7 protein-coding genes are annotated in these 13,352 nt (G+C 48.3%); 3 read left to right on the top strand and 4 right to left on the bottom strand.

The window, feature by feature from the left end:
* Positions 1-144: transposase (locus tag ACUVJL_RS28685; protein ID WP_445248970.1), on the top strand; the 144-nt coding region annotated here is incomplete at its 5' end.
* 472 nt (positions 145-616) lie between these two features.
* Positions 617-5,542, top strand: coding sequence for an ATP-binding protein (locus tag ACUVJL_RS28690; RefSeq protein ID WP_445248953.1), 4,926 nt, complete (start codon positions 617-619; stop codon positions 5,540-5,542).
* 491 nt (positions 5,543-6,033) lie between these two features.
* Here ACUVJL_RS28690 and ACUVJL_RS28695 read toward each other — a convergent pair whose 3' ends face one another.
* The 4 genes from ACUVJL_RS28695 to ACUVJL_RS28710 all read right to left on the bottom strand — a co-directional run bounded on the left by ACUVJL_RS28695 (position 6,034) and on the right by ACUVJL_RS28710 (position 11,701).
* The gene (locus ACUVJL_RS28695; RefSeq protein WP_445248954.1) at positions 6,034-7,095 is read right to left on the bottom strand and encodes a pentapeptide repeat-containing protein; all 1,062 of its coding nucleotides are present in this window, start codon (positions 7,093-7,095) and stop codon (positions 6,034-6,036) included.
* A gap of 1,476 nt (positions 7,096-8,571) precedes the next feature.
* On the bottom strand, positions 8,572-9,783 hold the full coding sequence (locus ACUVJL_RS28700) for a histidine kinase (RefSeq protein ID WP_445248955.1): 1,212 nt from the start codon (positions 9,781-9,783) through the stop codon (positions 8,572-8,574).
* A 397-nt stretch (positions 9,784-10,180) separates the two neighbouring features.
* Positions 10,181-10,681 (bottom strand): BON domain-containing protein, encoded by a 501-nt coding sequence (locus ACUVJL_RS28705; protein ID WP_445248956.1) that lies wholly within the window; start codon positions 10,679-10,681, stop codon positions 10,181-10,183.
* A gap of 474 nt (positions 10,682-11,155) precedes the next feature.
* Positions 11,156-11,701, bottom strand: coding sequence for a hypothetical protein (locus ACUVJL_RS28710; RefSeq protein WP_445248957.1), 546 nt, complete (start codon positions 11,699-11,701; stop codon positions 11,156-11,158).
* Positions 11,702-11,770: 69 nt separating this feature from the next.
* Between ACUVJL_RS28710 and ACUVJL_RS28715 the strand changes: the two genes are divergently transcribed.
* Positions 11,771-13,195 (top strand): S-layer homology domain-containing protein, encoded by a 1,425-nt coding sequence (locus ACUVJL_RS28715; RefSeq protein WP_445248958.1) that lies wholly within the window; start codon positions 11,771-11,773, stop codon positions 13,193-13,195.
* Positions 13,196-13,352: the final 157 nt, after the last annotated feature.

The following is a 13,352-nucleotide window of genomic DNA, read 5'->3' on the forward strand; positions in this document are numbered from 1 at the left end:
ACTCTTTTTGAGTTGCCTTCTTACTCTCCTGAATTAAATTTAATTGAAATTTTATGGCGGTTTATTAAGTATGAATGGATTGAGATATCTGCTTACAAGAGTTGGGGAACTTTTGTTACCTCTGTGGAAAAAATCCTGAAATAATTTGGAGAAAACTATGTAATTAATTTTGTCTAGCTACTTACCAGAAGTACGCTTCACAACCGCTGGCGATATGCTGGGGTAGAACATTCTCACAGGCAAATACCACTAATGGAAGAAGTGTTATTTCAGCGCTGGCTTGTTCTTCTCAAACAACCTTCTTTAGATTAATAGCGATCTCTTGCTTTCATTGGCGGCAAAAAAACCAAAGCTCGATCGTTCCGGCTGTGGCGGAATTAATATGATATCGAAATGCCAAAGATGAACGGCTATGCTCTCATGCGTAAAATTCGACAGATCCTAGACGATCGCCCGGCGGGCAGATTCCAGCGCTCGCTCTGGCAGCCTATGCTGTAAAAGTTGAGCAGCAACAGGCGATCGCCGCTGGGTTTCTGGCGTCATCTAGCTAAACCCGCCCGGTCAGCCGAGATAGTATGGTTGCCCGTTTGTGTGGGCCCAATGGAAAGACAACCGCATGATCCAGCAGTATCAACTCGTTGAACAGATTTTTGCCGGCAATAGCGAGATGGCGATGCTGATGCGATCGCACGATTGGTCGCTTTCGGCCCTGGGGGCGGTCGAAACCTGGCCTCAAAGCTTGAAAACCGCGATTCGGATCGTTTTAGGCTCTCGCTACCCCATGTTTGTCTGGTGGGGACAGCAGATGACCAAGTTTTATAACGATGCTTACATTCCTGTCCTCGGCAAGCGACATCCGCAAGCACTAGGTCAGCCTGCCTCACGGGTATGGGCTGAAATCTGGGACACCCTAGGACCGCAAGCAGAAGCGGTTTTGAACCAGGGACAATCGACGTGGAATCAAGAATTGCTTCTGGTGATGGACCGCAACGGGTATACAGAGGAAACCTACTTTACCTTTTCCTACAGTCCGGTGGCGAATGATGATGGCCCAGTGGGGGGCGTTTTCTGCGCCTGTAGCGAGGACACTCAGCGCGTTTTGAGCGACCGCCGCTTGGCAACGCTGCGCGAATTAGCAGCAGAAACAGTCACTGCCAAGACGCAAGAAGCCGCTTGCGAGATTTCCGCCACCGTATTGACCCATAACGCCTATGACATCCCGTTTGCGCTGTTTTATCTTCTCGATGGCGAAAGCGAGATCGCACGACTCGCGGGTACAACCAGGTTAGCAGCCGGAACCCCTGCCTCTTGTGAGGCGATCGAGCTGACATCCGCCCACAAGTGCCAGTGGCAATTGAAGCAAGTCATCGAGACGGGCGAAAGCAGAATCATTGAAAATTTGGAGGCGCAATTTGGACTTTTACCGGGCGGGGCGTGGTCCCAATCTCCCCATCAAGCGGTAGTTCTACCACTAGCTCGATCGGGAGAAACCTTCGGGTTCCTGATTGCTGGAGTGAGTCCGCTTAGAACGTTTGATGATGATTACAAAGGTTTTTTTGACTTGATGGCAGGGCAGGTGACAACGGCGATCGCCAACGCTCAAGCCTATGAAGCAGAACGCAAACGCGCCGAAGCATTAGCTGAGTTAGACCGTGCTAAAACCACCTTTTTTAGCAATGTGTCTCACGAATTCCGCACGCCACTGACCTTAATTCTGTCGCCGTTGGAAGAAACGATCGCCAACCTGGATGGAACAATTCCACCTCAAGAACGCGAACAATTACTACTGGTGCAGCGCAATGGAATGCGACTGCTCAAACTCGTCAATAGCTTGCTCGATTTCTCACGCATCGAAGCAGGTCGAGTCCAAGCATCTTATGAACCTATAGATTTGGCCACCTATACGGCGGAACTTGCCAGCACGTTTCGATCGCTGATTGAACGGGCCAGAATGTCGCTAATTGTTGACTGTCCACCCTTGCCCGAAGCGATTTATATCGATCTCGAAATGTGGGAAAAAATCGTACTCAATCTATTATCAAATGCTTTTAAGTTTACCTTAGCAGGAACAATTACTGTTCGATTGCAGTGCGTCAAAAATTGTGTTGAATTATCAGTTGCAGATACAGGAGTCGGTATTCCCTCCGAAGAACTACCGCATTTATTTGAGCGATTTCATCGAATCAAAAACTCGCAAGGCCGGAGTTTTGAAGGCTCCGGCATAGGGCTGTCGCTGGTGCAAGAACTCGTCAAAATACATGGGGGAGCGATCGATGTCAGCAGCACTTTTGGGCAGGGCAGTTGCTTTACAGTGACGATTCCCACCGCAACAGCTCATCTGCCGCCGGAGCAAATTGGTGCCAGTTGCGCGTTAGCATCAACGGCGTTAGGGGCAATACCCTATGTCGAAGAAGCTCAACGGTGGTTGCCAGAAGGCGATTTGAGATTAGAAGAATGGAGCATGGCTCCATCCACTCATGAACTCGTCAATCAACCCGCTCAATCTAAAATCCAAAATCTAAAATCTAAAATTCTCCTGGCCGATGACAACGCTGATATGCGCGATTATATTCGACGACTCCTGAGCGGTTCTTATATTGTTCAAACCGTCGCCGATGGCGTTGCCGCATTGACTGCCATTGAGAAGAATCCACCCGATTTGGTATTGACAGATGTGATGATGCCGGGGATGGATGGGTTTGAGTTGTTGCGATCGCTGCGTTCTAATCCCGGAACCCAAGATATTCCCATCATTCTATTATCAGCCCGCGCGGGCGAAGAAGCGCGTATTGAAGGACTCGCAGCCGGAGCCGACGACTATCTGATTAAACCGTTCTCGGCGCGTGAACTGCTGGCAAGGGTTGAAGCAAGTTTGAAGCTGGCACGGCTGCGGGAGGAAGCAACTGTGCGAGAGCGAACCATTCTGGGGCGCGTAACCGATGCGTTTATGGCAATGGATCTCGACTTTCGCTTGACCTACGCTAATGAAGCCGCACAACGAGTGTCGCGAACTCCCCTAGAAGCAATGGTGGGCAAAACGATGTGGGAAGCCTTCCCAGGCACGATCGGCAATCAGTTTGAATTCCAGTATCGCAGAGCGTCCAGCGAGCAAATCGCGGTGGACTTTGAGGAATATTATGCTCCGTTTGATTTGTGGGTTGAGGTTCACGTTTATCCTTCACCGACTGGGCTGTCTCTTTTCTTCCGGGATATCAACGATCGCAAAAAAATTGAGCAGGAACGGGAACGGTTTCTTGCCGTCGGTTCAGATTTGCAAGTGATCGCGGGCATAAACGGGTATTTCCACTGGATCAGCCCAACCTTTAAACGAACCCTCGGCTGGACACCAGACGAAATGACATCCCGCCCCTGGACTGAGTTTTTACACCCGGACGACCTGGGAACCTCCACAGCAGAAGCCGACAGTCTGTTCTTTGGTAACGAAATCTTTACGTTTGAAAACCGTTTTCGGCACAAAGATGGCTCCTACCGCTGGTTTCTCTGGAACGCCCAGCCCTACCCAGAAGAACAAGTGATTTACGCCGCAGCCGTTGACATCACTGAGCGCGTGCGCGTCGAAAACGAGCGCCAACGGGCGGAAGCAGCCTTGCGTGAAACCGAGGAGCACAGCCGGAATATTCTAGAGAGCATTGGTGAAGCATTCTTTGCCCTGGATGAGAACTGGCGGTTCACCTACGTCAATCAATTTGCCGAAAAACTGCTCGATCGCATTCGGGGTGATTTGATTGGCAAAAATTTATGGGAAGAATACCCAAAATTAATTGGTAGCGAGTTTGAGCCGCTCTATTGGATCGCCATGCGCGATCGCGTGGCTGGGTCACTGACGGCGTTTTATCCCGACCACGATCGTTGGTACGAAGTCCGCCCCTACCCTGCCGCACATGGAATCACCGTTTATTTTAAGAATGTCACCGATCAAATTCAAGCGCAAGCAGCCCTGCGCCAAACGTCCGCCGAACTCGAACGGCAACTGCAAAAGTTCAACGCCTTTAAGTCTTCGGTGCCGGACTTTATTTATACGTTCGATTTGTCCGGGCGTTTCATTGATATCAACAAGCCGTTGCTCGACCTTTTCCAAAAATCCTTCGCTGAAGTCATCGGCAAAAACTTTTTTGAATTAGATTACCCAGTGGATTTAGCTGTCAAACTGTACAATCAGATTCACAAAGTGATTCAAACGCGCCAACCGCTTAAGGATGAAACGCCATACACCAGCGCCTTCGGTACAAGAGCTTACGAGTATATTTGGGTGCCCGTTTTTGATGCAGAGGGTGCTGTGGAAATGGTAGCGGGTTTAACGCGCGACATCACCGATCGCAAGCAAGCCGAAGCTGAACGCGAGAAGCTTCTGCAACAAGAGCAAACCGCACGAGAAGCCGCCGAAACCGCCAACCGCATCAAAGATGAGTTTTTGGCGGTGCTGTCTCACGAGTTGCGATCGCCCCTAAACCCCATTCTCGGCTGGTCGAGGCTGTTGCAGCAAAACAAACTGGGCGCTGCCAAAGCTGCTAGCGCCCTTGCCTCGATCGAACGCAACGCCCTACTGCAGTCACAACTGATTGATGATCTGCTCGACATCTCCCGCATTCTGAGCGGCAAACTGAGTTTGAATCAGATGTCCGTTGATTTGAATATGGTGATCTCGGCCGCCTTGGAAACCGTTCGGCTAGCAGCCGAAGCCAAGTCACTGCAAATTGAAACAACCTTTTCACCGGGCATCGGAATGCTAATTGGCGATTCCGGGCGTTTGCAGCAAGTAATCTGGAATCTTTTATCCAATGCCGTGAAATTCACCCCTCAAGGCGGGCAAATTAGCGTTAGGTTAACCCAAACTGGAAGTTATGCCCAGATTCTGGTCACCGATACAGGAAAAGGCATCAATCCTGAGTTTCTGCCTTATGTGTTTGAGCATTTTAGGCAAGAGGATGGAGCCATAACTCGTAAATTTGGGGGTTTGGGATTGGGGCTGGCAATCGCGCGTCAAATTGTTGAACTGCACGGCGGCAAAATTTGGGTTGAGAGTAGGGGCGAAGGACAGGGAGCCAGCTTCACCGTTGAACTTCCCCTCTTGCATACCGCGAATCCGGTTGAAGAACTTGCCGATACAACTGAAGCTCGATCGGACGATCTTCACCTGGCTTCTGTGCGCGTGTTGGTTGTGGATGATGAACCGGATTCACGCGAGTTTGCGGCGTTTGTAGCGGAACAAGCCGGAGCCAAAGTGACTGCCCTTGGGTCTGCGATCGAGGCACTGCAACTGCTCTCAACCACACCCTTCCATATCCTCCTGTGCGACATTGGTATGCCAGATATGGATGGCTATATGCTAGTGCGGCAAGTGAGAGCTCTACCACCAGAGGAGGGCGGGCAAATTCCGGCGATCGCCCTGACTGCCTATGCTGGAGAGTTTAATCAGAAACAAGCTCTTGCTGCTGGGTTTCAACGTCATCTTGCAAAACCTGTCGAACCCAATGAGTTAGTCAAAGCAATCGTGACATTGCTCAGCAGACTGCATCGCTGACTCCGAATTTTAATAGATTGTCTATAGCAATCCTAAATGATTTGCGTAATTATTGTAGGGGCAATCCCCCCGTGGTTGCCCCGATAGATAGGGGGTAGGCACTCTTGGCACTACCCCTACAAATTTATCTGAATGATTTAGGATTGCTATATCACCGACAATCTATTAAAACCCGTCCCCCACAACTGAATAATGACTCTTGAATCCTGAATTCTTTATTGTTAAAAGTTTTGAGTTTTGCATTAAAGATTCTTTAACTTAAAACTCAAAACTATTTTCTCTTAACCAACTCATCAAATCAATTCCGGCTTTACTGCCGGAATGATATCAAAGAAGCGCTTCCCTAGTCGGGCGTAAAGTCGAATCCGGAGGGCAACAAATAATTCGCGCAATTTTCATTTTTTTGACCCCTCCTTCTACAGCCAACAACCAACAGTCAACAGTCAACAGTCAACAGTCAACAATGACGGACCGTACCACCGGAATCGATATCAATCCCGGCTGTGAGTAGCTCCATTCGGCAAAATCGCCCCGCCTAAAGCTGCTTCATTCAAATTATCAACATTCAAGCTCGCCCCAATCAAATTAGCCTCTGACAAATTAGTTCCTGTCAAATTCGCCCCTGTCAGAGAACTCAGCAGCAAACCCGCTCCCGACAAATTGGCGTGACTCAAATTCGCCCCCCGCAAATCCGCTTCCAGCAAGCTAGCACCGGACAAATTCGCACCGCTCAAATTAGCTCCCCGCAAAGAAGCTTTGTTTAAATTCGCACCCCTCAAATCAGCATTGTGCAGAATCAAACCATTTAAATTAGCTTTACTCAAATTAGCTCCCTGCAAGTGGGCACCGCTCAAATTTGAGCCATTTAAATTAGCCGATTGCAAGTCAGCACCGCTCAAGTCAGCACCGCTCAAATTAGCAGCGCAAATAGAAGCCTCCCGCAGACTTGCTTCGCTCAAAGAAGCCCCAACCAAATTGACACCGCTGAGATTGCCGCGATTGAGATAAGCCCGAATTAGAGTGGCTCCGCTCAGGTTCGCCCCGTTCAAATCAACCTCGCTGAGAATCGCTCTCGTCAGATTTGCTCTGCTTAAATCAACCCCGCTCATAATTGCTCGGCTCAGCGTCGCCCCGCTCAAATTAGCCTCAGTTAGTTTCGAGCCGCTTAGCAAACAAGCTCCTACTAAACTCGCTCCCGTCATCACAGCTTTGCTCAAGTCAGCCTGAGACAATATTGCTCCGCTGAGATTTGCTCCGCTAAAATCTGCTGCGATCGCCACAGTTCCAGTTAAACTAGAACTCCCGAGGTTAGCTTCAATTAATTTGGCCTTAGACAAATTAGCCCCGCTCAAGTCGGCACCGTTTAAATTAGCTCCAATCAGTTTGCTTCTAATTAAGTTTGCACCTTTCAAATTAGCGCTGCTCAAATTTGTTCGACTGAGATTAGCTTCACTCAAATGAGCTGCAATGAGGTTAGCCCCTCGAAAATCTCGTTCCCCGTTTCTATGTCTAGTTAAAAGTTCATCGGCACTTACAAGCTCAGTGAAATTCATAAAAAAATTGAGTGAGTTTCCTTAATTTCTCGATGTTCTATGTTGTCTGAAAATTTGTACTATCGTGTTTGCCAGTCAGTTTTTTAAACCAATACTGCCACAGTAACAATTGTCAAAACTGCTTGATTCCTAGCATCACCCTCCTCACCTAGTTATAACTTACGAAAAGAAACCGGGTTCGGGTAAAATCTGAGGTTAGTCAGCGCGGAAGCCATGAAGAAACAGAGTTTCTCTCCGCGTGTAACCCCTGTAAGTCTTATTTTGCTAGTAGTTAGTTGGCGGTTGATGTTAGTTGTTAATGGTTAGTTGTATTTATACTAACTGCTAATCACTAACTATTAACTGCTAACCATTTACCAAAATATGGAGAAGTTGTCGATCGATCTTGTCAAGGTCGATCAAATATTTGGGGTATTGCTGGCAGCATCCGCGCCGCATTCTGACCGGAAAAATTGCTGGTACTGGCGATCGAATTTATTAGTGCAATCAAGAAACAAGATATCCGAGCTTCAACCCCGAATGCCTTCTACATAAGTGCCTTCTATCTTCGATTGCCCATGAAAGCAGACCCCGGTCAGCTCAGCTAGTTTCACCTCCCCCCACTGTGCTGCGCGCCAGTGAAATCCAACAGGAAGGCGGTTTCCCTGGGAGTGCTGAGCGAGTCGCAGGCGAAGCAAGCAATACGCTGCTAGTAGCCTGAGATTTCGCGAAAAAATGAGTCGCGAGCCATTGTGCTCCCGCGCTGCTGTGCTTGCTGTCAATCTTTACTCGATCCATGAGCGCTTGCGGTTCTAATTAACAGAACACCCGAAACCTGACGCGCTCCCGGACATAAAAGCTGTTCCTGGGCTTCTCAAATGCTTCGCTGAGGCCTTCCCAGAAAAACTGTATTCCTGTAGCAGGTCTTGCCAACGGCAATAGGGATGCTACAGCCAACCAATGACCAGCCTAAGTCTTGCCCGAAGGGCCCGACAATATTATTATTCTAATAGTTGCCGACCACCGCAGGCTTTTCTGGGCGCGGGGGACTGGCTACTTCACCTGTATAAGTTGCTGAAATTAGCCGCCCCATAATTAAAGATAGTCGCTCTTTGACTAACCGAGCAATATCTGCTGTAATTTATGTCATCAAATTTGATAATACTGCGGGGTTGGCAATCGAGCTGTAGTGAGTGTTACAGACAAAAAAAACACTGCCGATTTAGGGTGTAAAAATAAAGTCCACCGATCGAGCCGCCGACGCAAAGCCCACCTCGCCAATCACAATTAAACTTTTTAGGGGTGGCTTTTTTTAAGTTTACAGAACAAAACAAAAGCCGACTTTCAGAGAAAAAGCCGACTTTTGAGATAATTTTACCGAGGAAGTGCAAAACCCCTAGCTCGCCCGTGTTGGTTAGATCACTTTCCACAATCCGAGTGCGCGACTGGGACTACCCGGCAGTAGGTAGAAACAATACCCAAACAAAGTCTGAAGTATTAAATCAGAGGGCGGGGGGTAACGCCCTGATTGGGATCGTAAATATTAGGCGTAGTATCAACGCCCGGAGTACCAGCAGCGCCGTAATCAGCCGGAGTAGTATCGACGCTGGGATAGTCGTAGGTGTTCCAATGCTGAATGCCTCCGCGGCTCAGAATAGTTTCAGCTTTAGCGACTTCTGCTTCGCTACCGTCAAGCAGTACCAAGTAATCTCCTCTCGCCACCCGCTCGTTGTATGCTTTAGCTTCCTCTTCGGGAATTCCCATACCCACTAAAGCTCCGATCAAGCTGCCTGCAGCCGCACCCAAAGCCGTACCGGCGAGTGTAGTAGCGATCGCCGTAGCTGAGGCTCCTGCCAGCATAATCGGCCCGATTCCCGGAATTGCCACTAGGCCCAGACCTACCAACAAGCCTGTCAAACCGCCCAAAGTGCCGCCTGTGAGTGCGCCCTTAGTCGCCCCTTCATCGGCCTTGTTGTCCGCACTTTCCTGCACGTCAAGCCCTGCGATCTCCCCTTTAGAGTCAGCATCCTTAGCGATGACCGAAACCCGATTCATGTCAAAACCGGCAGTTCTCAGTTCTCCCAGGGCGTGTTCCGTCTCGCGGCGGGTGGAAAATACGCCCACTGCGCGCTTCTCGTGGCGACCCGAAGCTCTGCGGCCGGTGTCTGTCGGCACATCGTAAATGGCCCAATCCTGAATGCCCCGCACGCTCATAATTCCTTCGGCTGTGGCAAGATCCGAATCTGTTCCTTCTACGAATACCAAATATTCTCCGCGCGAGACGCGATCGCTATAAGCTTTAGCTTTTCCTTCAGGAACTCCCAAACCGATCAAACCGCCGGCCAAACCGCCTGCTGCAGCCCCAATCGCGCCTCCGACCACAGTATCTGCCAGCAAAGTTGCGATCGCGCCCCCCGCCATCACCGGACCAACTCCCGGAATCGCCAGTGCCCCAATGCTTCCGAGCAACCCAATCAAACCGCCCGTCACTACTCCCGCTGTCGCGCCTGCTTTTGCGCCACCACCGACTTTCTCGTCGGTACTCTTACCAGCGCTAGCGCCCGCAATTTCGTTACTATCGAGATTTTCCCCAACTACCGAAACTTTATTCATCGGAAACCCGGTACTTTGCAGTTCCATCAGGGCTAGTTCCGTATCTCGGTAATTAGAAAATGCTCCTACAGCTCGCTTATGTTGACCTAAAGCCATTTTCTTTCTCCTACAAAATATACTACTTTTTCACAACTACAGAATTTATGCTCTGCTTGCTGTCATCAATCACATTTAGTCCTTCTTTCCCCACATTTTTCATCGGTCGCTGGGAATAACCTCGGTCTCTATCTTCTGGCTGGTTTCTAACTAATTCTCAGAAATTGGAAAGCGGAAATTGGGAATTGGAAATTTCAGACAGTGCGCGAGTTTTGAGTGTGTAAATTTTAAACTTTTAAAATTAAAACCCCGCTACCCCGAGAGAGTCACGTAAGCGTTGCGATACGCTGCGAAAGCAATCTTAAAATGCAAAACTTTCCGTGTTCTCTATTGGCTGTTCCCTCTGTCTTCTCCTTCTGCCTTCTACCTTCTTTCCCTCTTCCTTTTTCCTTCTAATTTATTGCTTGCTGCTAGGCGATTCGGATGCACTAGGCGATTCGGATGCAGCGGGAGCGACAACAGCCGTAACATTCACCTCTTTGACACCCTTAATCTCTTTAGCTAGTGGCTCAATTTTCGCTAAATCAGTTTGATTGGGAACTGTGCCACCTACCGTGACAACCCCGTCTTTTGCATCAACAGTTAGCGCACCTTTAGGGATGTTTACTTCTAACTTGGAGCGCACTTCACTTTTGAGGTCGCCCGGAGCTCTTGTTGCATCACCACCGGTCACATTGTTGCGCTGTTCTCTGGCCCTGATATCAGAATTTGCTTGTGCTTTGCGAATATCGCTAGTTGCGTCACCCTGAGTTTTTTGAACAGCCTCGGCAGGGGGCGGGCTGGGGCTATTTTCTGTCGTAGAATTAGGAGCATCAGCGCTAGTTTTAGCCCCCTCGCTGCAAGCAGCAGCTCCAAATAATAGGATGCCGCTGAGGAGAATGGGTGTTAGTTTGTTCATAATATGTTAATAACCTCCGGGTAAGCTTTCGATGAGCCTGACTTCCCTGACTTCGTTGAGCCAGATGAGAGCCAGATGGAGCAAGAGAGCATCTTTCCTTGTGCTTTCTGCGATTTAAAAATCCTTATATCAAATATATAAACTTGAGCGAGTATCTACATCGCTCCACGGGTGTAAAATTTATCTATGCCGTTAGATAGAGTACAAAAAACAAAATAAGGTCTTAACTCACATTTAACTTAATGAGTTCTGACGGCATTATTCCTCTGAAACCCAGTAGATGGATCCATTTTTCCTTGCCAAAGCCAATATTTTCCTCTAAACCAAGTTTAAAAGGGTAAGCTTTATGAATAAATTCGATCGCCACTGCCAACTGATTTTTCCCTCCAACCTCGAACCTCTGACTTCATCCTTCAACATCCATCCGTTAAATCCGTTAAATCCGGTACACGGCACCATGCCGAACTTCCTGCTTCAAAACAAACGAAAAGAGTCGAGAAATTTTTGAGCATTTTCTGGTTCTCGGGTAGTGGCAACCAGCCCGTAAACGCGCGTTTCCACCAAGAAAACTTGACCTACACCTACCGACTCACTGGTGGAAAGCGGCTGAAACTCAAACTCTTTTCCCGGATAGCCTCCGAGGGAAATATCCCGCACTTGCAACAATTTAGCATTTGCCCCCACGACAAAGAAATCAACGGCATTATTTAAAGTAATTTTAATATTATTGTTGCTCATCCGGAAATCTAGGTCAAAGTATTGAAGTAAATAAGTTTCTTTGTTTTTTAAGATCGATCTGTATGTATGAGCAATAACTTGAGTAGAAAAAATTTGGGTATTAATTTTGGGAGATCCCGGCATATCGATCGCAAACTGACCCATCGCCGAGCAAAATGGCTGCCACTCTGGCCTCTGAAGTTCTGCCTGCAGCGGGGCTCCTTGAGCTTTTGCGGGACTGGCAAACTTGACAGGCGAGACAAGTAATGTAGCAGTAACTAGGAGTAAATACAGAAATTTCATTTGGGTAAAAATTATATGAACCAGATCGATATGCGCTAGCCTAGAAATATATCCGCAAAAGGGGGATTTATGCTGAATATTATATTTACTCAACGGCGACGCAACTCGATCGAGCGATCGCCAGCTAAAACCAATAAAACCAATAAAACCAATATACTCGCTGCTGTACATACTTGGCTGGCTGTGTGTCTGCTGGCTGCTGTCACAGCTTGTGCAAACAGCCCCAACAGCAAAGCCCTGGAAGAATCTTTAGCCGCCGATCCCAAATTAAAACAAAACCCAGTGGTTTTCTCTTCCCCGCCACCAGCGACAGCCGTTGACACAAACTCTACCGCCAAACTTCCTCCCGATTTCCCGACAGAGATTCCACTATATCCTAATGCTCAGTTAATCGAAGTTGGCGGGGAAACCGATCCGCAAAAAAATGTGCGACTGCGCTGGGAGAGCACAGATCCGGTTAATTCCGTTGGGAACTTTTACTCCACAGAGTTTGGGCGCCGAAACTGGGAAATAGTCAGTCGCCCAACCGCCGAGGGACAAGGTTCTTTAGTAGCAACCCGAGATAATTTGCGGGTAACAGTGTCGCTTTCTCCTACTCAGAAAGTAGGGGGTTCTACAGAATTTGCGATCGACTACAGCAAAGACAGCCCAGAAATTGCCGCCAGTCCCCAACCTAATAATTCCGAGTCTAGCGCATCTCCAACACCAACACCTTCTCCATCTAATTCAGAGGGAACTACTCCAACGCCATCCGCCTCGCCAAAAGCAGCAAAAGTTAGCGAACAAGAGGGCCAAATTCCTCAACAGTTGCGGCAGTATGTGGCAGATTTAACTCAGTTGGAAGTGCTGAAAGTGCGATCCTCTCCGAGGGCTTCGCTAACAACAGACAGTGCTAATTTAGAAACTGCCAGCACTTTGCCCAAACCCAACAAAATTGTCACTCGCCGCGAATACGCCCGCTGGTTAGTAGCAGCTAACAATCAGATTTATGCTAGCCGTCAAGCCAAACAAATTAGATTAGCAGTAGACTCTAGCGAACCGGCTTTTTCTGACCTACCCAAAACTGACCCGGATTTTTCAGCAATTCAAGGTTTAGCAGAAGCCGGTGTAATTCCGAGTTCGCTTTCGGGAGAAACTAAAGATGTGAAATTTCGCCCGGATGCACCTTTAACTCGCGAAACAATGATTCTCTGGAAAGTGCCTTTAGATACTCGTCAAGTTTTGCCGACAGCTAACATTGAAGGAGTGAAAGAAAAGTGGGGTTTTCAAGATGCTTCTAAAATTGATTCCCAGGCGTCGCGGGCCGTTTTAGCTGATTTTAACAATGGAGATTTGGCAAATATTCGCCGCGTTTTTGGTTTTACTACTCTGTTTCAGCCGAAGAAATCCGTGACTCGCGCCGAAGCTGCTGCTAGTTTGTGGTATTTTGGCGTTCAAGATCAGGGATTGTCTGCTAAAGATGCTGTGCAAGCAAAGTCTCAACCTGCTGAGTAGAGTTGTGTGGGGTAGTTAAAAGTTTTGAACACAGCATCTACTTACCCAAATCAAAAAAACTGGGTTTTTTCTCCGTTAAAAAGCCCAGTTTCTGCGTCCAAGACTGCCGAAATTTTACCAATTTTTGACAAATCGGCGCGCGATCGCCCGCCCGAAA

This window comes from Microcoleus sp. OTE_8_concoct_300 (genome assembly GCF_031383065.1).
In the GTDB taxonomy this organism is placed as follows: domain Bacteria; phylum Cyanobacteriota; class Cyanobacteriia; order Cyanobacteriales; family Microcoleaceae; genus Microcoleus.